The organism is Streptomyces sp. NPDC048639 (assembly GCF_043199075.1).
Lineage (GTDB): Bacteria > Actinomycetota > Actinomycetes > Streptomycetales > Streptomycetaceae > Streptomyces.
This window is the reverse complement of sequence record NZ_JBICVP010000001.1, coordinates 793405-817697: the sequence shown is the minus strand read 5'-3', so window position 1 is coordinate 817697 and position 24293 is coordinate 793405. Positions and strand designations below refer to the sequence as shown.

The window sequence follows — 24293 nt, the reverse complement described above, 5'->3', positions numbered from 1 at the left end:
AGAGTTGCCGGGATGGGGGCGGCCTGCGGAGGCCGCCCTCGTACGGAGCCTGTCCGCGGAGTCCGCCCGCGCGTGGGAGTGCTGAGCCGGGTGCCCTCCCGGGAGCTTCCGGCCGGGGGGCTGCCGCGGGGGCCTGCCGCTCCGGCGGCGGCGGACGGGCTGGGCCGCCGACGCCGATGCCTCCCGCCCGAGGAGCGCGGCGAACCCTGCGACGGCCGCGCGCGCTACGAGGACGGCCGGGGTGAGCCCCTCGGCCCTCGGATCCCGGTCCCTGGCCGCCTGTCGCTTGTCTCCTGCGCCTCGACCATCGGGCAACCTGCCAGGGCCCGGAGGTGATGGTGTTCGCCTGCGCTCCCTCGCCGACCCCCGGTCTGCCACCACGGTTCGCCACCGTGCCCCCTGGTACGGGCGGGCCGCTCCGGGGCCCGGGAGCGCCGAGGCGCTCGCCGTACGAGGCGGCGAGAGGGCGTCGAGCCGCCGGAGTGGCACCGGTATGCCGCTGCCTGCTGCCCCTTGAGGCGGAGGGCCTGGATATCCGGCCCTTCCCGAGTCCCCGACTCTCCGTTGCTGCTTCGGGAGCGCGCTCATGGTGAGAAAGGTGATGACCAGCGACGGGAGTCCCGGTCGCCCTTTGTCGAGCGCCCGCGCCGACAGACAGGGCACGGTGGGAAATTGAGTAGTGGGCGGTCGAGCCTGATCCCGCCCCTCGAAACGTGGCGCTCCGAAGATGAGCCGTGCGCTGCTGCCGCCTCGGGGCGGGGTACGAGAAGTGCCGGGGCCCGGACCGGTCACAGCCGGGGCGGGGGGCGCCGACCGTGTGCTCGCGGGGCGCCGACGGTGTGGCCGCGGGGGGCGCCGACCGTGTGCTCGCGGGGCGCCGACCGTGTGCCCTGGGCCGTCGAAGCACGGACGACCTGGCGTTCTGGCTGTCGTAGTCCCTCCGTAGGGTGGTGTCATGGCCGAGGAGACACCGCTCATCCGCAGTCTGCGTTCCGCTGTCGACGCCACTCCCGACGATGTGCCCCTGCGCCTGCATCTGGCCGAGTTGCTGCTCGACGCCGGGCACGCGGACGACGCCGTGGCCCAGATCGCGGCCGCGCTCCAGCGTGCCCCCGGCGATGCGCAGGCGCGGGCGTTGATGGCGCGGGCGATGGGCGGCGGCCCGGCGGCCACGACCGGTACCGGCCCCGCGCCGGCCACCGGCGACGGCCCCGCTCCGTCGGCCACCGGCCGGGCGCCCTCCGCCGGTACGCCCTCCGCCGGTACGCCCTCCACCGGCGCGCCCTCCGCCGGTGCTCCGCAGCACCCCCAAGTCCCCGGCCACCAGGGCGGTTTCGACTGGCAGGCGGCAGAGCGCGAGGTCGGCGACGTCGTACCGCCGCGTTTCGTCGAGTCCACCGGGGCCGATGACGGCGCCGGGGACGACGGCGGAGACGACGATGTACCGCGCCTGGAGCGGCCGCTCGCCGAAGGTCCGGCCGATCCCGGCGGCGCCTCGTCCTGGGACGTCGAGGCGGCCGGCGCCCTGCGCCTCGACGACGTCGGCGGCATGCACGAGGTCAAGGAGCGCCTGGAGGCCGCCTTCCTCGCGCCCATGCGCAACCCCGAACTGCGCAAGCTGTACGGCAAGAGCCTGCGCGGCGGCCTGCTGCTCTACGGACCTCCCGGCTGCGGAAAGACGTTCATCGCCCGCGCCGTCGCGGGTGAACTGGGCGCGCGGTTCCTGTCCGTGTCCCTCAGCGACGTTCTCGACATGTGGATCGGCGCCTCGGAGCGCAATCTGCACGACATCTTCCGGACCGCCCGTTCCTCCTCGCCCTGCGTCCTGTTCCTCGACGAGATCGACGCCCTCGGTGCCAAGCGCAGCCGGATGCACCACAGCGGCCTGCGCAACACCGTCAACCAGCTCCTCACCGAACTGGACGGTGTGAACGGCGACAACGAGGGTGTGTTCGTCCTCGCCGCCACCAACCACCCCTGGGACGTGGACACCGCCCTGCGCCGCCCCGGCCGCTTCGACCGCACCCTGCTCGTCCTGCCGCCCGACGAACCCGCGCGCGAGGCGATACTCCGCTACCACCTGCGCGAACGGCCCGTCGCGGGCATCGATGTGGGCAAGCTCGTCCGCCGTACCGACGGCTTCTCCGGTGCGGACCTCGCGCACCTCTGTGAATCCGCCTCCGAGCGCGCGCTGCTGGACTCGGTCAGGACCGGCGAGGCCCGCATGATCGGCATGTCGGACCTGCTGGAGGCGGCGAAGCAGCTCCGGCCGTCCACGGACGCGTGGTTCGCCTCCGCCCGCAATGTCGCGATGTTCAGCAACGAGGGCGGCATGTACGACGATCTGCTCGCCTATCTCAAGCGCAAGAGGAAGCTGTGACGGGGGCTGCTGTGACGGCGCCTGCCGTGACGCGCCCCGGGCCCGCCGGAAGGAACCGGCACCGGTGACCGCGGCCGTGGAGACCCTGCGCCGCGCCCAGGCCCTCGCCGACGTCGGGCGGTACGCGCAGGCTGCCGGGCTCCTCGTCCAATACCTCGCCGCCGACCCCGGCAGCGCCCCCGCCTGGGCCGAGCTGGCCCGCTGCCGTTCCCTCCTCGACGACAACGAGGGCGCGTTGCACGCGGCCGACCAGTCGCTGGCCGCCGACCCGTCGCAGGCCCGAGCCTGGCAGACGCGCGCCGCCGCGCTGGCCGATCTCGGCCGCTACCAGGAGTCGCTGGCCTCCGCGCAGGAGGCCGTGCGCGCCGAACCCGGCTACTGGGGCGGCCACTTGGTCCTCGCGAGCACCCTGCTGCGCCAGGGGCGCAACTCCGAGGCGTACGAGGTCTCCCGCCATGTCGTCCACCTGGAGCCGGAGGAGTCCCGCGCGCACTACATGGTCGGCATCAGCGCCCAGATGCTGCGCAACTACCCCGTGGCGGAACAGGCCTACCGCGAGGCCCTGCGCCTGGACCCGGAGAACACCTCCGCCCGGAACAACCTCTCCGTGCTCCACATGAACCGGCGGCTCGGCAACCGCAGCCGCTGGAGCCTGGCGCTGGAGGGCTTCGCCGATGTCGCCGCCGTCGACCTCGAGGACCGCACCGCCCGCTACAACCTTGAGGTCATGGTCTTCGGCGCGGTCGCCAGGACCCGGTGGATCGCGGCGCTCGGTCTGGTTGCCGGGGTGATCGGCGCCGCGGTGTCCGGGGCGGGTGAGGGCTTCCCGCCGCAGCCCGGTGCGCTCGCCCCCCGCCTGGTCGCTCTCGCGGTCATCGTGGCGCTCTGGTCCGCCTGGGCGGGGCGCGTGCGGTCCCGCGTCCCGGAACGGCTGCGGCGCCCGCTGGTCGCGCTGGGCCGGCGAAGCGTGCCCGTCACCGTCCTGGCCTGCGTCGTCGCGTTCATGGCCCTGGTCTCGGTGCTGATCGTGGCCGTCCCGTGGACCGACGCCGCCTTCCTCGGCGCGACCGTCGCGCCCTCCATCTGGCTCGTGATCCTGGCGTACTGGGGCTCCCGGGCGGCGCTGCGGCGGCGCAGGCCCAAGGATTGAAGCAGGGCAGGTACGGGCCGCTAGCATGCGGTCCGTAACGATCGACTGTGATGATCCGCAGCAAAGGGCCGCCCGTACGGGGCGGTGCGAGGATCGGCGCGAAGGAGGCCCGGGCCATGGCCGGAGAGCGGCAGGACGACTGCCTGTTCTGCAAGATCGTCGCGGGGGAGGTCCCGGCGGACGTGGTGCGCGAGACCGACACGACGCTCGCTTTCCGCGACATAAACCCCCAGGCGCCCACGCACGTCCTCGTCGTCCCCAAGGCCCACTACCGGGATGCCGCCTCCCTGGCGGCAGCCGATGCCCGAGTGACGGCGGACGTGCTGCGCGAGGCGGGCGAGGTCGCGGCCCAGGACAGGGTCGACGGGACGGGCTACCGCATCGTGTTCAACACGGGCACCGGCGCGGGCCAGACCGTATGGCATGCGCACGCGCACGTCCTGGGCGGACGCGGCTTCAACTGGCCCCCGGGATAAGGCGGAAGGCCGGGATGTCCGCCCGCGAACTCGTCGTTCTCGGCACCGCGAGCCAGGTGCCCACCCGGCATCGCAACCACAACGGCTATCTGCTGCGCTGGGACGGCGAGGGCCTCCTCTTCGACCCCGGCGAGGGCACCCAGCGGCAGATGCTGCTCGCGGGCGTCGCAGCCCACGACATCAACCGGATCTGCATCACGCACTTCCACGGGGACCACTCCCTGGGCGTGGCCGGGGTGATCCAGCGCATCAACCTGGACCGTGTGCCGCACCCGGTGACCGCGCACTACCCGGCCAGTGGCGAGCGGTTCTTCGGGCGGCTGCGGTACTCCACGGCGTACCACGAGAAGGCCCGGATCGTGGAGCGTCCCGTCGGTGGTGAGGCCGAAGTGCTCGCCGAGGGGCCGCCGTTCACGCTCGAGGCCCGCCTGCTCTCGCACCCGGTGGAGGCGTACGGCTACCGCCTCACCGAGCCGGACGGCCACCGCATGCTGCCGGAGCGGCTCGCCGCGTACGGGATCGGCGGGGCCGACATCGGACGTCTGCAGCGCGAGGGCGCCCTTGAGGTGCCGGGCCACGGCACGGTCACTCTCGCGGAGGTCGGTGAGGTGCGGCGGGGACAGCGCTTCGCGTTCGTGATGGACACGCGGATGTGCGAGGGCGTGCACGCGCTGGCCGAGGGCTGCGACATGCTCGTCATCGAGTCCACGTTCCTCGACGAGGCCGTGGGCATCGCGGAGGAGCACGGGCACCTGACGGCAGGTCAGGCGGGCCGGGTGGCCGCGGAGTCGGGCGTACGGCATCTGGTACTCACCCACTTCTCGCAGCGGTACGCGGAGCCGGCGGACTTCGAACGGGAGGCCCGGGCGGCCGGGTTCGACGGCGAACTCACCATCGCCCGGGACCTGGACCGCATCGCGTTCCCGAAACGGGTCTGAACGCACTTCTCGATGCGCGCCGGACGGGCGCGCGGCCGGTGTGGCGGGGTGCCGCGCGGGGGAGCGCGGGGGAGCGCGGGGCGCGGCGGCTCTCGCGGTGCGGTGGAAGCTGCGGCCGGTGGCTCTCGCGGGGCGGTGGAAGCTGCGGCCGGTGGCTCTCGTGAGGCCGCGGTGGTGCGGTCTGCGTGGTTGGGGTGGGGTTTGTTGTCCGGGTTCCGGCCCGGTGGTGGGTGTTTGAGCATCCGGGCGGGCGGGGTCCCGGCTGGGCCGGGTGTCCGGGGGTGCGGTCGTCGTGGGGTTGCTCGGTTGAGCCGGTCCCGGAGGTCCGTCGTCGAAATGCTTGACCGGAGGCAAGCAATTCCCAGCGGGTGTCGGGAAAGCGCAGACCCCCGAGGGCCTGCGGGAAACCCGCAGTGTGGCCGGCCCTGCCGCGGAGGCAGAACTCGGCCCCGCCCCCGCCGCTCCGTTGCTCGCTCTTTGCGCCGCAGGCGCGAGACGAGGCCGGGAGCCGGTGTAGCCGTTGTGTATCCGTGGTGGTGGGGCGGTCTGCCTGGTTCGGGTGGGGTTGTTGCCGGGGTGGCGGCCCGGTGGTGGGCGGTTGAGCATCGGGGCGGGCCCGGGGCGTGGCTGGGCCGGGCGCCCGCGGGTGCGGCCGCCGTCCGGTTGCGCAACAGACCGACCACGGTGTCCCGCCCGGGCCATCGTTGCGCCAGTCCCGGGAACTCGTCGTCGAAATGCTTGACCGCAGGCAAGCAATCCCACAACGAGTACCGCCGAAGAGCGCAGGACCCCCGAGCGCCTGCCGGAACCCGCAGTCACCGGCCCTGCCGCGGACGCGGACCTCAGCCGGACCCCCCGCCACCCCGATGCTCGCTCTTTGCGCCGCAGGCGCGAGACGAGACCGAGTGCCGGAGGAGCCGATGGACATCCGTGGGTGGTGGGACGGCCTACCTGCTTCGTGCGGGGGTCGTTGCCCGAATAGCGGCCCGGTGATGGGCGGTTGAGCACTCAGGCGGCCGAGGGCCTGGCCGGGCCATGTGCCGGAAGTGCGGCCGCCGTCCGGTACCGCAACAGACCGCCCACGGTGTCCCGCCCGAGCCATCGATTGCGCCAGTCCCGTAGACCCGTCGTCGAAATGCTTGACCGCAGGCAAGCAATCCCACAACGAGTACCGCCGAAAAGCGCAGGACCCCCGAGCGCCTGCCGGAACCCGCAGTGTCACCGGCCTTGCCGCGGACGCGGACCTCGGCCGCGCCCCCTGCCGCCCCGTTGCTCGTTCTTTGCGCCGCAGGCGCGAGACGAGAGGGAAGGTCGAAGTACGGGGGAGTCCGGCCGGGCATACGGGGACCCGCCGTGTCACCGGCCTTGCCGCGGACGCGGACCTCGGCCGCGTCCCCTGCCGCCCCGTTGCTCGTTCTTGCGCCGCAGGCGCGAGACGAGAGGGAAGGTCGAAGTACGGGGGAGTCCAGCCGGGCATGCGGGGACCCGCCGTGTCACCGGGCCTTGCCGCGGACGCGGACCTCGGCCGCGCCTCCCGCCGCCCCGTTGCTCCTTCTTTGCGCCGCAGGCGCGAGACGAGACCGGGAGCCGGTCGAGCCGGTCGAGCCGTTGAGTATCCGTGGTGGTGGTGCGATCTGCCTGCTTCGTGCCGGGGGGCCCGGGTGTCGGCCCGGTGGTGGGTGTTTGGGCATCCGGGCGGGCAAGGGCCTGGCTGGGCCAGGTGCCCCGAGAGGCGGCCGTCGTCCGGTTGCGCGACAGACCGACCATGGCGTCCACCCGGGGCATCAGTTGAGCCGGTCTCGGGAACTCGTTGTCGAAATGCTTGACCGTAGGCAAGCAACTCCACAACGAATGCCGCGCCCGCACAGCCCGCCGGGCGCCTGCCGGAACCCCGACGTGTCACCGGCCCCTGCCGCGGATGCGGCAGCGGCGCACCCCCTGCCGCGGATGCGGCAGCGGCACACCCCCTGCCGCGGACGCGGCAGCGGCACACCCCCTGCCGCGGACGCGGCCTCGGCCCGCCCCCTGCCCCGATGTTCGCTCGCGGCGCCGGGCCTGAGGGGCGGACGGGGGGCGAGGTGACTCGCCGGGCGCGGCCTGACGAGCCGTCGTAGGGTGGAAGAGTGCGCCCTGCAAGGGCGCTGCCGCACAGGCGGGGAGCGCGGGTTCACCATGAGGCCGACCGTCCGCAGCAGCATGCCGGCCGCGGCGCTCGTGGCGCTGCTGGCCGTCCTCGGCGCCGGTTCCACCGGGCACGCGGACCCGCCGGAGCCCGCGGCCGCCACAACCGAGGCCCGGACCCATGCCGGTCCCACGAACATCGCCTACGACGTCTCGCTCCGCAGCGACACCACCGGCGCGCGCTGGAACGGGCGGGAACGCGTGACGTTCACCAACGCCACGGGCACGCCCCTGCGCGAGGTGTATCTGCGCCTGTGGGGCAACGCCTGGGACGGCTGCGACCACCCGACTCCCGTACGTGTCACGCGCGTCGAGGGCGGTGCCTCCCGTGGCCTCACCGCCGGCTGCACCGCCCTCCGCATCGATCTGCCCGGCTCTCTCGCCCACGGAGAGCGCGCCACGGTCGCCTTCGACGTGGCGATCGACGCGCCCCGCCGCACCGAACGCTTCGGCCGGGACGGCCCGTACACCTTCCTCGGCAACGCCCTGCCCGTGCTGGCCGTGCGCGACGCACAGGGCTGGCGTCTCGATCGCGATGTCGGATTCGGCGAGAGCTACTACACGCTGGCCGCGGATTTCCGGGTCCGTCTCGACCACCCACCGGACCTGAAGGTGCCCGCCACGGGAACCGCCGTCACCGGGCCCGGTGACGCCGGAGACGGGAAGGACGGTGACGCCCGGTCCGTCACCACCGCAACCGCGCACCGGGTGCGCGACTTCGCCTGGGCCGCCGGCCCCTTCGTCACGGCAACGACCCAGTCCCCGGGCGGAGTCCGGATCACCACCTTCCGGCCCGCGGCCACCCCGGCCTCCGTCGCCACGGCGTCGGGCAGTGCCGCCGCCAATGCCGTGGATGAGTTCGGCGCGCGCTTCGGCCGCTATCCCTACGGCGAGGCGGACCTGGTCCTGCACGACGGTTTCGGGACGACCTCGGGCGACATGGAGTACCCCGGCCTCGTTCTGCTCAACTCCCGTGCGGCAGGCGGCGCGACGGTCCACGAGATGGCCCACCAGTGGTGGTACGGCATCGTCGGCAACGACCAGTTCGACTCCCCGTGGCTCGACGAGGCGTTCGCCGTCTACGCCGAGGACCTCTTCCGCGGTGACCACCGCCCCGGGTGCCGTCCCGCCACCGGCGCGACCCTCTCCATGGGCCATTGGTCCGGGCACGAGGACACCTGGAAAGCCGCTGTCTACCAGGGCGGTTCCTGCATGCTGCACGACCTGGAGCGGGAGATCGGCGGACCGGCCATGGCCCGGCTCCTGAGGGACTACGCACGCGACCACTGGTACGGGGTGTCGACCGCCGCCTCCTTCCGGCACGCCGCACAGGCCGTCACCGACCGGGACCTCGGCCCGTTCTGGCGGGAACACGGCATCCGCTGACCGGATCCGGGTGGCCCGCCGTGACCGACGGCGTACCGTACGGAGCGCACTTGGCCGGATCCGCGCAGCCGGATCCATACTCTGGTCAGACGGTGCGAGCTGCATCGATCGTCGTCCGGCGAGGAGTGGGGCGTGACGCGAAGCGAGGAGAACCGGCCGCTCCGCCCGTGCGGTGCGCAGGCCCGGTCCGCGTGGGACGGCGGGTCGGGAGGGACCCGCGCCGCGCCCGGTGACCCGGAGGGCGGCACCCCGGCGGCCCAGGGCCACCCGGTGGACCCGCTCGCCGCGCTCCGCACCCCCGGCGATCCGCCCGTCGACGTCTACCTCACCGGAACCGTCTTCCTGGACATCATCTTCACCGGGCTCGACAGCGCGCCCGTGCGCGGCACCGAGTCCTGGGCACGCGGCATGGGCTCCAGCCCCGGCGGCATCGCCAACATGGCCACCGCTCTCGCCCGCCTCGGCCTGCGCACCTCGCTCGCCGCCGCCTTCGGCGACGACGTCTACGGCGACTACTGCTGGGACAGCCTCGAGAACGGCGAGGGCATCGACCTGACGCCGTCGCACCGGGTTGCCGACTGGCACTCCCCGGTCACCGTGTCCATGGCGTACGAGGGCGAGCGCACGATGGTCTCCCACGGGCACGAGGCACCGCCGCCCGATCCGGTCCCCGGCTGCCCGCCCCGCTCCCGCGCCTGCGTCGCCGCGCTGGCCCCGGGGCGCCAGGAGGACTGGATCGCGGCGTCCGCCCGTGACGGCAGCCGGATCTTCGCCGATGTCGGCTGGGACGACACGGGCCGTTGGGAACTGGCCGCGCTCGCCGACCTCGAGCAATGCGAGGCGTTCCTGCCCAACGCCGAGGAAGCGATGCGCTACACGCGCACGGTGAGCCCGCGCGCCGCCGCCCGCGCGCTCGCCGAGAAGGTGCCATTGGCCGTGGTGACGCTGGGTTCCGACGGCGCGTACGCGGTGGACGGCGGAACCGGTGAGACCGCGTCCGTCCCCGCCATCCAGGTCGAGGCGCTCGACACCACGGGCGCCGGGGACGTCTTCGTCGCGGGCTTCGTCACGGGCACGCTCGCGGGCTGGCCGCTCGCCGACCGGCTTGCCTTCGCGGGTCTGATCGCGGCGCTGTCCGTCCAGGAGTTCGGCGGATCGCTCTCCGCCCCCGGCTGGATGGAGATCGCCGCCTGGTGGCAGCACGTGAAGTCCCACGACGACCGTGCGGCCGCGCTGCGCCACTACGGGTTCCTCGACGATCTGCTGCCCTCCGCGGCCCGACCCCTGCCGCTGCGCCGCGCCGTCCCCACGGTCGGGTTCCGCCGGCGCTGACGGGGTGCACCCGGGGACCGCCCGCGGGGCGGGCGCGACGACCGGCCGGGGCAGGCGCCGGAGAACCCCGGGGACGGGCGCCAGGTCGCTGCTGGGAAACTGCGGGAGGACGGGGGAGGACCGGCCGAGAACGGCGGTGAAAAGGGGTCGGGGGTTGTCGGTGCTCCGTCGTAGGCTTGGAGCACAGGGCCGTACGGGACTGCGTACGGCGCATCGAGCACAGAAGGCGGGGTCAGCAGGCCAGAGAGCCGGCCCATGACTCAGACACCTACACGTTCGCAGGCAACCGCCCACTTCACCGTCTCGCCCAAGCACCCCATGGTGATGGTTCTGGGGTCCGGGGACTCCCTTCTGCGCGTGATCGAGCAGGAGTTCCCGTCGACCGACATCCATGTGCGCGGCAACGAGATCAGCGTGACCGGGGACTCCAAGGAAGTCGCGCTCGTCCAGCGCCTGTTCGACGAGATGATGCTGGTGCTCCGCACCGGGCAGCCCATGTCGGAGGACGCGGTGGAGCGGTCGATCGCGATGCTCCGCGAGGAGGAAGGCGCGGGCGGCGCCGCTGCCGAGACCCCCTCCGAAGTGCTCACACAGAACATCCTCTCCAGCCGCGGCCGCACGATCCGCCCGAAGACGCTCAACCAGAAGCGCTACGTCGACGCGATCGACAGGCACACGGTCGTCTTCGGCATCGGCCCGGCGGGCACCGGCAAGACCTATCTGGCCATGGCCAAGGCGGTCCAGGCGCTGCAGTCCAAGCAGGTCAACCGGATCATCCTGACCCGGCCCGCGGTCGAGGCGGGCGAACGGCTCGGCTTCCTGCCCGGCACGCTCTACGAGAAGATCGACCCGTATCTGCGCCCGCTGTACGACGCGCTGCACGACATGCTGGACCCCGACTCGATCCCGCGGCTGATGGCCGCCGGGACGATCGAGGTGGCGCCGCTGGCGTATATGCGCGGCCGGACGCTCAACGACGCGTTCATCATCCTCGACGAGGCGCAGAACACGAACCCCGAGCAGATGAAGATGTTCCTCACCCGGCTCGGCTTCGAATCCAAGATCGTCATTACCGGCGACGTCACCCAGGTCGACCTTCCCGGCGGTACCAAGAGCGGCCTGCGCCAGGTGCGGGAGATCCTCGACGGGGTGGACGATGTGCACTTCTCCCTCCTCAACAGCAGCGATGTGGTCCGCCACAAGCTCGTCGGCCGTATCGTCGACGCATACGAGCAGTACGACAGCCGCAACGGGCAGTGACTCCGAAAGAAGCCAGAACCCACCCTCATGTCGATCGACGTCAACAACGAGTCCGGCACGGACATCGACGAGCAGGCGATCCTGGATGTCGCCCGCTACGCCCTTGCCCGGATGCGCATCCACCCGCTGTCCGAGCTGTCGGTGATCGTCGTCGACGCCGCCGCCATGGAGCAGCTCCACATCCAGTGGATGGACCTGCCGGGGCCCACCGATGTCATGTCCTTCCCGATGGACGAGCTGCGTCCGCCCGCGAAGGACGACGAGGAGCCCCCGCAGGGCCTCCTCGGCGACATCGTGCTCTGCCCCGAGGTCGCCAGGCAGCAGGGCGAGGAAGCGCCTACGCAGCACTCCATGGACGAGGAGCTCCAGCTCCTCACCGTCCACGGCGTGCTGCACCTGCTCGGCTACGACCACGAGGAGTCCGGCGAGCGGACCGAGATGTTCGGGCTGCAGAAGGCGATCATCGACGGCTGGCGCACCGAGCGCGGTCTCGAAGGCCCTTCCCCGGCACCCACCACACGATGACGGGACGGACGACACGATGACCGGTCAGTTCATCGCGGTGGCCGTCCTGCTGGTCGTGATCGCCTGGCTCGCCGCCTGCGCCGAGGCGGGCCTGGCCCGCACGACCCGCTTCCGCGCCGAGGAGGCCGTACGCGCCGGGCGGCGCGGCAGCGCGGGACTCCTCGCGGTCGCAGAGGACCCCACCCGCTATCTCAACGTCGCTCTGCTGGTGCGCGTCGCCTGCGAGATGGGCGCCGGCGTCCTGGTGACGTACGTCTGCCTGCAGGGGTTCGACCGGACCTGGGAGGCGCTGGCCGTCGCGCTCGGCGTGATGGTCCTCGTCTCCTACGTCGCCGTCGGCGTCTCGCCGCGCACCATCGGCCGCCAGCACCCGCTCAACACCGCCACCGCCGCGGCCTACGTCCTGCTGCCGCTCGCCCGCATCATGGGCCCGATCCCGCAGCTGCTGATCCTCCTCGGCAACGCCTTCACCCCCGGCAAGGGTTTCCGCAAGGGCCCCTTCGCCTCGGAGGCCGAACTGCGCGCCATGGTCGACCTCGCCGAGTCCGAGCAGCTCATCGAGGACGACGAACGCCGCATGGTGCACTCGGTCTTCGAGCTGGGCGACACCCTCGTCCGCGAGGTGATGGTGCCGCGCACCGACCTCATCGTGATCGAGCGTGCCAAGACCGTACGCCAGGCCCTCACGCTCGCCCTGCGCTCCGGCTTCTCCCGCATCCCGGTGACCGGCGAGAGCGAGGACGACATCGTCGGCATCGTCTATCTGAAGGACCTGGTCCGAAAGACGCACATCAACCGCGACGCCGAGAGCGACCCCGTCTCCACCGCGATGCGGCCCGCCGCCTTCGTACCCGACACCAAGAACGCGGGCGATCTGCTGCGCGAGATGCAGAAGGAGCGCAACCACGTCGCGGTCGTCATCGACGAGTACGGCGGTACGGCCGGCATCGTCACCATCGAGGACATCCTCGAGGAGATCGTCGGCGAGATCACCGACGAGTACGACCGCGAGCTGCCGCCGGTCGAAGAGCTCGGCGAGGACCGCTACCGCGTCACCGCCCGCCTCGACATCGGCGACCTCGGCGACCTGTACGGCCTGGAGCTCGACGACGAGGACGTGGAGACCGTCGGCGGGCTGCTGGCCAAGTCCCTGGGCCGGGTGCCCATCGCCGGCGCGACGGGGGAAGTCGATCTGTCCGAGGACGCGTCCGATCCGGAGCTCAAGGCGCTGCGGCTGACCGCGGAGGCCGCCGCCGGGCGAAGGAACCGGATCATCACGGTCCTGGTCGAGCCGGTCCGCTCCACCGTCGCGGGCGAGGACGGCGACTCCGGCGGGGACGGCAAGGGCTAGCGGCGCCGCCCGGATCCGGGGCTGCCGGGTCCTGGATCTGTGGGGTCCGATGCTGTGGGGTCCGGATCCGTGGCGTCCGGTTCCGTGGGGTTCGGTTGCGTGGAGCCCGGGCTCGCGGATTCCGGGCCTGCGGGTCCCGGGCCTGCGGGTCCCGGGCCTGCGGGTTCCAGGCCCACGGATTCCGCTGCGAACGTCCAGACCAGCACCGTCTGATCCGGCTCGGCCGCCCCGCCGACCGACGCATAGGTGGCCAGGGCGGCGGTGTTGTCGCCGTCGGTGGCCACCCACATCCCGTAACAGCCGCGCTCGCGGGCGAGATCGGCCAGCGCGGCGGTCAGCGCGCGGCCGATGCCACGGCGCCGGTACGGCTCGTCCACGGCCAGCTCGTAGAGGAACATCTCGGTCCCCTTGTCGGGGTGCGTCGTCTCGACCCCGGTGACCATGCCCGCGGGCACGCCGTCCACGTACGCGACGAAGAGGTGGTGGCCGGGTTCCGCGAGGAAGCGCTCGGTCGCCCTCTGCTGCGGCGGCCCGTCGAAGAGATGGCCTGCCGCCAGCACGTCGTCCGGCCGGGTCACACGACGGATTTCGCTGCGGGGCGCCATGCGAGCGAGCGTAGCCAGCCAGCCAGCCAGCCAGCCAGCCAGCCAGCCAGCCAGCCAGCCAGCCAGCCGCGCCCCGGCCCCGCAGCAGCGCCGCGGCGGGGCGATAGGGGAGGTCGGCGGGGCAGGACGAGGCCGTCGCATATCGGCCACGAGCGGCTCTCTATGATCGGCTCCATGAGCGACAGCGACGCCCTGACCCACGAGGACCGCAAGATCATCACCCTGGCTCGTTCCGCGCGGGCCCGGAACGCCGTACCCGAGGGCGCGGCCGTACGGGACGAGACCGGTCGCACCTATGTCGCCGGGACCGTCGGCCTCCCGTCGCTGACGCTCAGCGCGCTGCAGACCGCCGTGGCCATGGCGGTCGCCAGCGGGGCCCGGTCCCTCGAGGCGGCGGCCGTGGTCACCGACGCGGAGGCCGTACGGGACGAGGACCGCGCGGCCGTACGGGACCTGGGCGGCGCCGGGACCCCCGTCCTGCTCGCGGGCCCCGACGGCACGCTGCGGGCCACCGTCACCGCCGGCTGAGCCCCGCCCCTCCCGCGGACGCCCGCTGGACACAACTCACCTACGAGCACGCCCCGTTCGAGCCTGTCGGCGTCAGTGCCCCACCCGGTCACGCAAGGGGCGCCGGCGCCCCCGGCCCCCATGTCTCCCCGACCGGCGACCGGAGGTGGCGAGGCGCCGCGGCGGGTGCTGCGGGGCGGAGCGGGCCGGACGGCTCACGTGGTCGGCCGGGCTCCCTCCATCGGGGAGAATGGGGCCCATGACTGCACCTTCCTCCACCGGCCAGGACCACCACCGCGCGGGCTTCGCGTGCTTCGTCGGCCGCCCCAACGCGGGCAAGTCGACCCTGACCAACGCGCTGGTGGGGACGAAGGTGGCGATCACCTCCACGCGGCCGCAGACCACCCGCCACACCGTCCGCGGCATCGTGCACCGTCCCGACGCACAGCTCGTCCTGGTCGACACCCCCGGCCTGCACAAGCCCCGTACGCTGCTCGGCGAGCGCCTCAACGACGTCGTGCGGACCACCTGGGCCGAGGTCGACGTGATCGGCTTCTGCCTGCCCGCGGACCAGAAGCTCGGCCCCGGCGACCGCTTCATCGTGGGCGAGCTCGCCGGGATCAAGAAGACGCCCAAGGTCGCCGTCGTCACCAAGACCGACCTGGTGGACTCCAAGCAACTCGCCGAGCAGCTCCTCGCCGTCGACCGGCTCGGCAAGGAACTGGGCTTCGAGTGGGCCGAGATCGTCCCGGTCTCGGCCGTGGCGGAGTCCCAGCTCGGGCTGCTCGCCGATCTCCTGGTGCCGCTGCTGCCCGAGGGGCCCGAGCTGTACCCCGAAGGCCACCTCACCGATGAGCCGGAGCAGGTGATGGTCGCCGAGCTGATCCGCGAGGCCGCTCTGGAGGGCGTACGGGACGAGCTGCCGCACTCGATCGCGGTCGTCGTCGAGGAGATGCTGCCGCGACCCGACCGTCCCGCCGACCGGCCGATGCTGGACGTCCACGCCAACATCTACATCGAGCGGCCGAGCCAGAAGGGCATCGTCATCGGCCCGAAGGGGGCCCGGCTGAAGGCGGTCGGCAGCACCTCGCGCAAGCACATCGAGGCGCTGCTCGGGACCCCGGTCTTCCTCGACCTCCATGTGAAGGTGGCCAAGGACTGGCAGCGGGACCCCAAGCAGCTCCGCAGGCTCGGCTTCTAGGGGCCCGTCCGCGCGTCCGCCCGGCCGCCCGCGCGGACGCCGTAGCGCCCTACGCGCCTTCCTTCAGTACGCGCATGATCAGCGCGCGCTGTGCCTCGCCGAGGCGGGGGTCCGCGCAGTAGACCGTGCGCTCCCCGACAGTGACCTGGTAGCTGAAGCCGTCCGGCACACCCGCCGGCGGCGTGTCCCGGCCCTCGGCGAGCGCCCGCTCGGCCAAAGCCTGCCAGTCCTGCGCGTCGGGCCGTCCCGTGGTGTCCACCTCGGCGTGACGGGGGATGCCCGTGAACCCCCCGGTGCGCTTCACCTGAATTCGCATGGGTCCATCTGTACCCCCTTTCCGGGCCTGAGGGCTGTCCAGTCGTCCCGGGCGGGCGCCGCGCCTTGTCCCGGGCGGGCGCCGCGCCTTGTCCCCGGCGGGCGCGCGCCGAGGACAGCACTCAGCTCCCGGACTTCTCGGATTCCTTCCCCTCCGCCGTCGGCACACCGACCTCTTCCCACGCCTTCACCAGCGCCTCCTGCTCGTCACCGTCGCCGTAGCGCTCCCGGGCGGCGGCGACGGTGAGCCGCGCGAAGTCGGCGAAGTCGGCGTCGGAGGCCAGATCGCCGCCGGTCAGCACGTCGTACCAGATCTGCCCGGCACGCTCCCAGGCGTGTCCGCCCAGGCTCTTGGCGGCGAGGTAGAAGGCGTGGTTCGGGATGCCGGAGTTGATGTGCACCCCGCCGTTGTCGCTGCCGGTGCGGACGTAGTCGTCCATCGTGGCGGGCTGCGGGTCCTTGCCGAGCACGTCGTCGTCGTACGCCGTACCCGGAGCCTTCATGGAGCGCAGCGCCTCCCCGCTGACGCGCGGGGCGAGCAGTCCGGCGCCGATCAGCCAGTCGGCGTCGGCGGCGGTCTGGCCGAGCGCGTACTGCTTGATGAGTGAGCCGAAGACGTCGGACACCGACTCGTTGAGCGCGCCGGACTGGCCGAAGTACTCGAGGTTGGCGGTGTATTGCGTGACGCCGTGGGTCAGCTCGTGCCCGATCACGTCCACCGGGATGGTGAAGTCGAGGAAGACCTCGCCGTCACCGTCCCCGAAGACCATCCGCTCGCCGTCCCAGAAGGCGTTGCCGTAGTCCTCGCCGTAGTGGACGGTCGCGTCCAGCGGCAGGCCGGAGCCGTCGATGGAGGTACGGGAGTACGCCTTGAGGAACAGCTCGAAGGTCGCGCCGAGGCCGGCGTAGGCGCGGTTGACGGTCGCGTCCTGCACGGGGTCCTCGCCCTCGCTGCGCACCTCGCGGCCCGGCAGGTCCTCGCGTCGCCCGGCATCGCTGATCGTGCGGTGCGGGCGGTCGTCGGGGCCGCGACGGTCGGTCACGGCCGTCAGGCCCGCGACCGTGGTCAGCCGGCGGCGGGTGCGCTGGGCGGCGTCCCGCTCGAGGGTGCGGCGGGCGGGACCTGCGACGGCCGCTTCCCCGGACCGGGCGAGCCGGTCGAGGAGGTGCGGCGGCACGATCGTGCAGAAGACGGGATGTACGGGGTGAACGGTCATGCAGCGCAATGTGGCACAGAGTTCATGAACTGTCACCGGCTGCAACCGGAGTTAGTGAAATGGAGTGATCGGTAATGCTTTGCCCGCTGCCGCTTCGGCGTCTTGCATACTGAAACGGACTCGGTGTCCCTGCGCAGGCTCGGTTAAGCTTCTGCGCATCATGCGTTTCGGGCTGCTTCTCCTTAGCTGCCGCGGCGAGGGCCTGTAGTCGAAGGCCGACCCCCTCCCCGCGGAGTCCGGTGTTGCCCACCGCCGTCACGTCGGCCGTCGAAGCACCATTCGACAGGAGCCCAGCCCCCATGACGACCTCCCCGCATTCCGCGTCCGGGAATTCCGTAGGCCGCCCCACTCCGGTCACGGCCGCGACCGTGACCCAGAAGCCCTCCGGCATGCCGGTCCACAAGTACGGGCCCTACGAGGCCGTGGACATCCCGGACCGCACCTGGCCCGACCGCCGCATCACGCAGGCCCCGCGATGGCTCTCCACCGACCTGCGGGACGGCAACCAGGCGCTGATCGACCCGATGTCGCCAGCCCGTAAGCGCGCGATGTTCGATCTCCTGGTACGGATGGGCTACAAGGAGATCGAGGTCGGCTTCCCCTCCTCGGGGCAGACGGACTTCGACTTCGTCCGCTCGATCATCGAGGAGGACGCGATCCCGGAGGACGTGACGATCTCCGTCCTCACCCAGGCCCGTGAAGAGCTGATCGAGCGCACCGTCGAATCGCTGAAGGGTGCGCACCGGGCCACCGTTCACCTCTACAACGCCACCGCCCCGACCTTCCGCCGCGTCGTCTTCCGCGGCACCCGCGAGCAGGTCAAGGCCATCGCCACCGACGGCACCCGGCTGGTGATGGAGTACGCCGAGAAGCTGCTCGACGACCGTACGGCCTTCGGCTACCAGTACAGCCCGGAGATCTTCACCGACACCGAGCTGGACTTCGCCCTGGAGGTCTGCGAGGGCGTCATGGACGTCTGGCAGCCCGAGCCCGGCCGCGAGATCATCCTCAACCTGCCCGCCACCGTGGAGCGTTCGACGCCGAGCACGCACGCCGACCGCTTCGAGTGGATGTCGCGCCACCTGTCGCGGCGCGAGCACGTCTGCTTGTCGGTGCACCCGCACAACGACCGCGGCACGGCCGTCGCCGCCGCCGAACTGGCCGTCATGGCGGGCGCGGACCGCATCGAGGGCTGCCTGTTCGGCCAGGGCGAGAGGACCGGCAACGTCGACCTGGTCACGCTGGGGATGAACCTGTTCTCCCAGGGCATCGACCCGCAGATCGACTTCTCGGAGATCGACGAGATCCGTCGCACCGCCGAGTACTGCAACCAGATGACCATCCACCCGCGCCACCCCTACGCGGGCGACCTGGTCTACACGTCCTTCTCCGGCTCCCACCAGGACGCCATCAAGAAGGGCTTCGAGGTGATGGACGCGACCGCGGCCGAACAGGGCGTGACGGTCGACGACATCGAGTGGGCCGTGCCGTACCTGCCGATCGATCCGAAGGACGTCGGCCGGTCCTACGAGGCCGTGATCCGCGTCAACTCGCAGTCCGGCAAGGGCGGAGTGGCCTACGTCCTGAAGAACGACCACAAGCTGGACCTGCCGCGCCGGATGCAGATCGAGTTCTCGAAGATCATCCAGGCGAAGACCCATGCGGAGGGCGGCGAGATCACGCCGCAGGAGATCTGGGCGGTCTTCCAGGACGAATACCTGCCCAATCCGGACAATCCGTGGGGCCGGCTCCAGTTGCGTGCCGGGCAGGCGACGACCGACAAGGACGGCATCGACACCCTCACCGTCGAGGCCGTCGTCAACGGCGAGGACACCGTCCTGAACGGCACGGGCAACGGCCCGATCTCGGCGTTCTTCGACGCCCTGGCCCACGTCGGCGTCGACGCCCGGCTCCTGGACTACCAGGAGCACACGATGAGCGAGGGCGCGAGCGCCCAGGCCGCCTCGTACATCGAGTGCGCCATCGACGGAAAGGTGCTGTGGGGGATCGGTATCGACCCCAACACCACCCGTGCGTCGCTCAAGGCCGTGGTCTCCGCGGTCAACCGCGCGGCCCGCGCCTGACCGCGTACGCCGCGTCCGGTCGTGTCCGCAGCGCGGGTCCGGTCGTGCCCGCCGCGTCCGACGGCGTACGCCGCATCCGGTCGTGGAGGCCGCATCGGGTCGCCGACGCCGTAGGCGCCTGAGCGTGTGTGGCCGGCCGTGTGCCGGAAAACACCCGCGGGCACGCCTGAACGTGCCGGCGCGCGCCTGACCTGCTGCGCCCGCCCCGCGCACCTCGCGCGGGGCGGGCGCCGCGGCCACCGTTTCCCGCCATCCCTCCGTGCGAGGTGCTGACGTCACCTCGGCGATGTGGTTAACATCACCTCCAACACGGCGCCGTTGCCGAAGAGTCACCGAGTCGCGGCGGTCTGTGGCGATCGGGATTCGGGAACTCTTGGGCCTATGCGGAGAAGGTGCGCTTATGCAGCGCGTGTGGGGTGTGCGCACGACCTGGCACACGGTCGGAGACGGTGAGTTCTTCTGTCCCGATTGCGGCGGCGACCGCAACTACCGCCGCCGGACGGGCCGCCGTCGCCTCGCTGTGCTCGGCATGCCGCTTCTTCCGCGCGGATCCGCGGCCCCGGTCGTCGAATGCTCCTCGTGCCGCACCCGGTTCGGCGCGGACGTGCTCGACCACCCCACCACCCACCGCTTCTCGGTCATGCTCCGCGACGCGGTGCACACCGTGGCCCTCGCCGTGCTCGCGGCGGGCGGAGCGGAGGACCCCACGGTCCGTGAGGCGGCGGTGGACGCGGTCCGCGGCGCCGGCTTCGAGGACTGCACGGGCGAGCAGCTCCTCACCCTCGTCGAGGCGCTGGCGGCCGACACCGGCCGGCTCCCGGACCGGTACGAGGACGGCGGCGACGGAGGCACCGCCCTCGCCATCGAACTCCACGAGGCCCTCGAACCCCTGGCCCCGCATCTCGCCCCCGCCGGTCGCGAGGGCATCCTGCTGCAGGGCGCTCGTATCGCCCTTGCCGACGGCCCGTACAACCCGGCCGAGCGCGAAGCCCTGGCCGCCGTCGGCCGCGCCCTGCTGATCGGCGAACAGGACACCGAGCGGCTGCTTGCGGCCGCGGCGCGCATGCCGTCCTGACGGCGCCGGCCCGCTCTGCCCTTCCGCCGTATGACTCCTTCCCCGCCGCACCCGGGCCGCGGATGCGCCGTACCTTCCGCGGACGCTGTCGCCCGCGAGGGTTCCGTGTGAGCCCCTTGGGCCCCTCCCTGGCCCTCCGTACGGGACAATGGCCGCATGAGTCTGTTCCGCGACGACGGCATCGTGCTGCGCACCCAGAAGCTGGGTGAGGCGGACCGGATCATCACGCTGCTCACCCGCGGCCACGGACGCGTCCGGGCCGTCGCCCGCGGAGTCCGGCGCACCAAGTCGAAGTTCGGGGCGCGGCTGGAGCCGTTCTCCCATGTCGATGTGCAGTTCTTCTCGCGCGGCAGCGAACTCGTCGGCCGCGGGCTGCCGCTGTGCACGCAGAGCGAGATCATCGCTCCGTACGGTGCTCGCATCGTCACCGACTACGCCCGGTACACCGCCGGCACCGCCATGCTCGAGACCGCGGAGCGGTTCACCGACCACGAGGGCGAGCCCGCCGTGCAGCAGTACCTGCTGCTGGTCGGGGGCCTGCGGACACTCGCCGCCGGCGAGCACGCCCCGCATCTCGTGCTCGACGCGTTCCTGCTGCGCTCCCTCGCCGTCGGTGGATACGCGCCGAGCTTCGACGCCTGCGCGCGCTGCGGCATACCGGGGCCCAACCGGTTCTTCTCGGTCGCCGCGGGAGGCGTCGTGTGCGCGGACTGCCGCGTGCCGGGAAGCGTCGTACCCTCGGCGGAGTCGCTGACCCTGCTCGGTGCGCTGCTGACCGGCGACTGGGAGACGGCGGACGCGTGCGAGGCGCGCCATGTACGGGAGGGCAGCGGGCTCGTGGCGGCGTACCTGCACTGGCACTTGGAGCGGGGTCTGCGGTCGCTCCGGTACGTAGAGAAGACGTAGGAAGCGCAGAGAACCACAGATATGGGAGACGTGAACCGCATGGCACGACGCGGGATTCTGGGCCGTACCCGCCGCACCTACCAGGCGCCCGAGCCGCACCCGTCCGGTGCGCGCCCGCCGAAGATCCCCGGCGAGTTGGTCCCCAACCACGTGGCGTGCGTCATGGACGGCAACGGCCGCTGGGCGAAGGAGCGCGGCCTGCCGCGCACCGAGGGGCACCGGGTGGGCGAGTCCGTCGTCCTCGACGTCCTCAAGGGCTGCCTGGAGATGGGGGTCAAGAACCTCTCGCTGTACGCCTTCTCCACCGAGAACTGGAAGCGCTCGCCCGACGAGGTGCGCTTCCTGATGAACTTCAACCGCGACGTCATCCGCCGCCGCCGCGACGAGATGGACGCGCTGGGCATCCGCATCCGCTGGGTCGGCCGGATGCCGAAGCTGTGGAAGTCGGTCGTCCAGGAGCTCCAGGTCGCCCAGGAGCAGACCAAGGACAACGACGCGATGACGCTGTACTTCTGCGTCAACTACGGCGGCCGCGCGGAGATCGCCGACGCGGCGGCGAAGCTGGCGGCCGATGTGAAGGCCGGAAAGCTGGATCCGTCCAAGGTCAATGAGAAGACGTTCGCGAAATATCTGTACTACCCGGACATGCCGGATGTGGATCTCTTCCTGCGCCCGAGCGGCGAGCAGCGGACGTCCAACTACCTGATATGGCAGAGCTCGTACGCGGAGATGATCTTCCAGGACGTGCTGTGGCCCGACTTCGACCGGCGCGACCTGTGGCGCGCGTGCCTGGAGTACGCGCAGCGCGACCGCCGCTTCGGCGGCGCGCTCCCCAACGAAGAGCCGCCCACCGAGCCGGGCACAGCGTCGGCCTGACCGCGGCGAGCGGCCTGCTGGGCCGTGGGTGCACGGCCCGGTGGCGCGGGGCTGACGAGGTGTGCGGCTCGGCGGTCACTCGGGGGCGTGGGTTGCTCGCCGCATGCCGCGAGCAACCCCGCCCGCCGCGACGGCGCTCAGGTCCATGGGGCTGCCGGCGGAACTGTTCAGCAATCCCCTCGGCACGTACAGCCGCCTGGTCGTGCGCCCGGCCGGGCCATGAAGGCCGGGGCGCCGAGGGTGAACCTGAACCACCCACCGGCCACGGCTGGTTGTGCACCGCGGACGGGTGGCTCTCGATGTGCTCGCTCCACCCGGCGAGAGCCGAGACCTACGCCCGCGCGGCCTTGGCCGCACAGGCACCGCACGTACCGAAGATCTCGATCGTGTGCGCCACGTCCACGAAGCCGTTGTCCGCCGCGATCTGGTCGGCCCACTTCTCCACGGCGGGGCCCTCCACCTCCACCGCCTTGCCGCAGCTGCGGCACACCAGATGGTGGTGGTGGTCGTCGGTGCTGCAGCGGCGGTATACGGCCTCGCCGTCGCTCGTCCGCAGGACGTCGACCTCGCCCGCGTCCGCGAGCGACTGCAGCGTGCGGTAGACGGTGGTCAGGCCGACGGAGTCGCCGCGATGCTTGAGCATGTCGTGCAGCTCCTGGGCGCTGCGGAACTCGGTGACCTCGTCGAGGGCCGCCGCCACCGCGGCGCGCTGCCGGGTCGACCGGCCACGCACCGGCGGGGGTGTGCTCGTTCCACTGCTCCCCGCGGTCGCCACCGTTGCCTCCTCTGCTCGCCGTCCACTCGTACGACTGGCCATTGTGCCAGCTTGCGAGCGGGACAGGGCCTACACCTTCACGTCGTCCCCGGGCGGATTCGTGCCCCCTGCTTCCAGGGTGCACTCTTCGTCGTACGCCGCGGCGGCCCTGCGGGCCCGCCGTTTCGCCAGAGGGGCCGCGAGCGCGGTGATCACCGCGAAGACGGCGATGGCCAGGACGACGATGCTCGCGCCGGGCGGCACGTCCACGTAAAAGGAGTACACCGTGCCGGACAGGCTGACGGCGACGCCGATGCCGATCGCGGCCACCAGCGTCATGGCGAAGCTGCGGGTGGCCTGCTGCGCGGCGGCGACCGGCACCACCATCAGCGCGCTGACCAGCAGCAGCCCTACGACCCGCATGGCCACGGTGACCGTGAGGGCCGCGGTGACGGCCAGGAGCAGGTTCAGCAGCCGTACGGGGAGCCCGGTGACGCGGGCGAACTCCTCGTCCTGGCAGACGGCGAAGAGCTGGCGCCGCAGGCCCAGCGCGACCGCCGCGACGAAGGCCGCCAGGACGCAGATCGCCGTCAGGTCCTCGGCCGAGACCGTGGTGATCGAACCCCACAGGAAGGTGGTGAGGTTGGCGTTGGAGCCGTTCGGCGCCAGGTTGATCAGCAGGACGCCGCCCGCCATCCCGCCGTAGAAGAGCATCGCGAGGGCGAGATCACCGCGCGCCTTGCCGTACCAGCGGATCAGCTCCATCAGAACGGCGCCGAGCACGGTCACGCCGATGGCGGTCCAGATCGGGTTCGTCCCGGTGAGGAAGCCGAGCGCGACGCCGGTCAGGGCGACGTGCCCGATCCCGTCGCCCATGATCGCCTGCCGGCGCTGGACGAGGTAGATGCCGACGGCGGGCGCGGTGATGCCGACGAGGACTGCGGCCAGAAGCGCCCGCTGCATGAATGCGTAGCCGAGGATGTCGATCACGTCAGCAGTCCCGTTCTGATCGGTTCGGCGGCCTCGCCCGCGTGCGGGTGGACGTGGTCGTGGCCGGGGAGCGCGTGCTGGCCCACCGCCTCGGGCGGCGGCCCGTCGTGGACCACACAGCCGTCGCGCAGCACCACGGCACGGTCGATGAGCGGCTCCAACGGCCCGAGTTCGTGGAGGACGACGAGCACCGTGGCGCCTGCGGCGACCTGCTCGCGCAGAGTGTCCGCCAGTACCTGCTGGCTCTCGTGGTCCACCCCCGCCATCGGCTCGTCCATGATCAGCAGGTCGGGCTCGGTGGCGAGGGCGCGGGCTATGAGCACCCGCTGGTGCTGGCCGCCGGACAGGGCGTTCACGGAGTCCTTGGCCCGGTCGGCCATGCCCACCAGGTCCAGCGCCCGCTGCACCGCCTCCCGGTCGGCCTTGCGGCGCGCGCCCAGCCGCGTACGTGCCAGGCGTCCCGCCGAGACGACCTCGCGCACGGTCGCGGGCACACCGCTGGCGGCGGTGGTGCGCTGCGGTACGTAGCCGATGCGCGCCCAGTCGCGGAAGCGGCGCAGGGGTGTGCCGAAGAGGGTCAGATCACCGCCGGTGAGCGGCACCTGCCCGACCACGGCCCGTACGGCGGTGGACTTGCCCGAGCCGTTGGCGCCCAGCAGTGCGACGACCTCGCCGTGCCCCACGGTCAGGTCGATGCCGCGCAGGACGGGCCGGGCGCCGAGCGAGGCGGTGGCCTTGCTGAGGGATATGACCGGCTGCTCCATGTGCCGTGCCTCCGTAGGGT

At 72.1% G+C, this 24293-nt stretch carries 21 protein-coding genes; 15 read left to right on the top strand and 6 right to left on the bottom strand.

Features of this window, described 5'->3' with window-relative positions; translation table 11 throughout:
• Nucleotides 1-955 precede the first annotated feature (955 nt).
• The 9 genes from ACGFNH_RS03525 to ACGFNH_RS03485 all read left to right on the top strand — a co-directional run bounded on the left by ACGFNH_RS03525 (nucleotide 956) and on the right by ACGFNH_RS03485 (nucleotide 12979).
• Nucleotides 956-2380, top strand: a complete 1425-nt coding sequence (locus ACGFNH_RS03525) for a tetratricopeptide repeat protein (RefSeq protein WP_393651296.1) — start codon at nucleotides 956-958, stop codon at nucleotides 2378-2380.
• 64 nt (nucleotides 2381-2444) lie between these two features.
• A complete protein-coding gene (locus tag ACGFNH_RS03520; protein WP_393651295.1) occupies nucleotides 2445-3530 on the top strand; it encodes a tetratricopeptide repeat protein in 1086 nt (361 codons plus the stop codon).
• Nucleotides 3531-3646: 116 nt separating this feature from the next.
• Nucleotides 3647-4006 carry a histidine triad nucleotide-binding protein gene (locus ACGFNH_RS03515; protein ID WP_393651496.1) on the top strand — a complete coding sequence of 120 codons (360 nt, stop codon included), beginning with the start codon at nucleotides 3647-3649 and terminating at the stop codon, nucleotides 4004-4006.
• A gap of 14 nt (nucleotides 4007-4020) precedes the next feature.
• Nucleotides 4021-4944 (top strand): ribonuclease Z, encoded by a 924-nt coding sequence (locus ACGFNH_RS03510; RefSeq protein ID WP_393651294.1) that lies wholly within the window; start codon nucleotides 4021-4023, stop codon nucleotides 4942-4944.
• Between the two features lie 2172 nt (nucleotides 4945-7116).
• The gene (locus tag ACGFNH_RS03505; RefSeq protein ID WP_393651293.1) at nucleotides 7117-8511 is read left to right on the top strand and encodes a M1 family metallopeptidase; all 1395 of its coding nucleotides are present in this window, start codon (nucleotides 7117-7119) and stop codon (nucleotides 8509-8511) included.
• A gap of 270 nt (nucleotides 8512-8781) precedes the next feature.
• A complete protein-coding gene (locus ACGFNH_RS03500) occupies nucleotides 8782-9843 on the top strand; it encodes a carbohydrate kinase family protein (RefSeq protein WP_393651495.1) in 1062 nt (353 codons plus the stop codon).
• A gap of 255 nt (nucleotides 9844-10098) precedes the next feature.
• Nucleotides 10099-11103 carry a PhoH family protein gene (locus ACGFNH_RS03495; RefSeq protein ID WP_393651292.1) on the top strand — a complete coding sequence of 335 codons (1005 nt, stop codon included), beginning with the start codon at nucleotides 10099-10101 and terminating at the stop codon, nucleotides 11101-11103.
• Nucleotides 11104-11130: 27 nt separating this feature from the next.
• Nucleotides 11131-11628, top strand: a complete 498-nt coding sequence (gene ybeY, locus ACGFNH_RS03490; RefSeq protein WP_393651291.1) for an rRNA maturation RNase YbeY — start codon at nucleotides 11131-11133, stop codon at nucleotides 11626-11628.
• A 16-nt stretch (nucleotides 11629-11644) separates the two neighbouring features.
• Nucleotides 11645-12979, top strand: coding sequence for a hemolysin family protein (locus ACGFNH_RS03485; RefSeq protein WP_393651290.1), 1335 nt, complete (start codon nucleotides 11645-11647; stop codon nucleotides 12977-12979).
• Here ACGFNH_RS03485 and ACGFNH_RS03480 read toward each other — a convergent pair.
• Nucleotides 12976-13584 carry a GNAT family N-acetyltransferase gene (locus tag ACGFNH_RS03480; protein WP_393651289.1) on the bottom strand — a complete coding sequence of 203 codons (609 nt, stop codon included), beginning with the start codon at nucleotides 13582-13584 and terminating at the stop codon, nucleotides 12976-12978. The genes ACGFNH_RS03485 and ACGFNH_RS03480 overlap by 4 nt on opposite strands.
• A gap of 174 nt (nucleotides 13585-13758) precedes the next feature.
• Between ACGFNH_RS03480 and ACGFNH_RS03475 the strand changes: the two genes are divergently transcribed.
• Nucleotides 13759-14112, top strand: a complete 354-nt coding sequence (locus tag ACGFNH_RS03475; RefSeq protein WP_393651288.1) for a cytidine deaminase — start codon at nucleotides 13759-13761, stop codon at nucleotides 14110-14112.
• A gap of 238 nt (nucleotides 14113-14350) precedes the next feature.
• On the top strand, nucleotides 14351-15292 hold the full coding sequence (era, locus tag ACGFNH_RS03470) for a GTPase Era (protein WP_393651287.1): 942 nt from the start codon (nucleotides 14351-14353) through the stop codon (nucleotides 15290-15292).
• A gap of 49 nt (nucleotides 15293-15341) precedes the next feature.
• Here era and ACGFNH_RS03465 read toward each other — a convergent pair whose 3' ends face one another.
• Entirely contained in the window at nucleotides 15342-15608 is a 267-nt protein-coding gene (locus ACGFNH_RS03465; RefSeq protein WP_393651286.1) for a protealysin inhibitor emfourin, read from the bottom strand.
• Between the two features lie 121 nt (nucleotides 15609-15729).
• Nucleotides 15730-16824 (bottom strand): M4 family metallopeptidase, encoded by a 1095-nt coding sequence (locus ACGFNH_RS03460; RefSeq protein WP_393651285.1) that lies wholly within the window; start codon nucleotides 16822-16824, stop codon nucleotides 15730-15732.
• A gap of 299 nt (nucleotides 16825-17123) precedes the next feature.
• Here ACGFNH_RS03460 and leuA point away from each other — a divergent pair, with 299 nt between their 5' ends.
• From leuA to ACGFNH_RS03440, 4 genes are all read left to right on the top strand, one after another.
• A complete protein-coding gene (gene leuA / locus ACGFNH_RS03455) occupies nucleotides 17124-18908 on the top strand; it encodes a 2-isopropylmalate synthase (RefSeq protein ID WP_393651284.1) in 1785 nt (594 codons plus the stop codon).
• 400 nt (nucleotides 18909-19308) lie between these two features.
• Nucleotides 19309-19983 carry a TerB family tellurite resistance protein gene (locus ACGFNH_RS03450; protein WP_393651283.1) on the top strand — a complete coding sequence of 225 codons (675 nt, stop codon included), beginning with the start codon at nucleotides 19309-19311 and terminating at the stop codon, nucleotides 19981-19983.
• A gap of 156 nt (nucleotides 19984-20139) precedes the next feature.
• Nucleotides 20140-20889 (top strand): DNA repair protein RecO, encoded by a 750-nt coding sequence (recO, locus tag ACGFNH_RS03445; RefSeq protein ID WP_393651282.1) that lies wholly within the window; start codon nucleotides 20140-20142, stop codon nucleotides 20887-20889.
• A 39-nt stretch (nucleotides 20890-20928) separates the two neighbouring features.
• Nucleotides 20929-21765: an isoprenyl transferase gene (locus ACGFNH_RS03440; protein ID WP_393651281.1), complete on the top strand. Its 837-nt coding sequence runs from the start codon at nucleotides 20929-20931 to the stop codon at nucleotides 21763-21765.
• Between the two features lie 331 nt (nucleotides 21766-22096).
• Here the strand turns inward: ACGFNH_RS03440 and ACGFNH_RS03435 are convergent, their stop codons facing one another.
• The 3 genes from ACGFNH_RS03435 to ACGFNH_RS03425 form a co-directional block, all read right to left on the bottom strand.
• Complete coding sequence (locus tag ACGFNH_RS03435; RefSeq protein WP_393651280.1) at nucleotides 22097-22540, bottom strand: Fur family transcriptional regulator; 444 nt, start codon at nucleotides 22538-22540, stop codon at nucleotides 22097-22099.
• 69 nt (nucleotides 22541-22609) lie between these two features.
• Nucleotides 22610-23509, bottom strand: a complete 900-nt coding sequence (locus ACGFNH_RS03430; RefSeq protein WP_393651279.1) for a metal ABC transporter permease — start codon at nucleotides 23507-23509, stop codon at nucleotides 22610-22612.
• Nucleotides 23506-24273 (bottom strand): metal ABC transporter ATP-binding protein, encoded by a 768-nt coding sequence (locus ACGFNH_RS03425; RefSeq protein ID WP_393651278.1) that lies wholly within the window; start codon nucleotides 24271-24273, stop codon nucleotides 23506-23508. The genes ACGFNH_RS03430 and ACGFNH_RS03425 overlap by 4 nt, the downstream gene beginning before the upstream one ends.
• Nucleotides 24274-24293 lie beyond the last annotated feature (20 nt).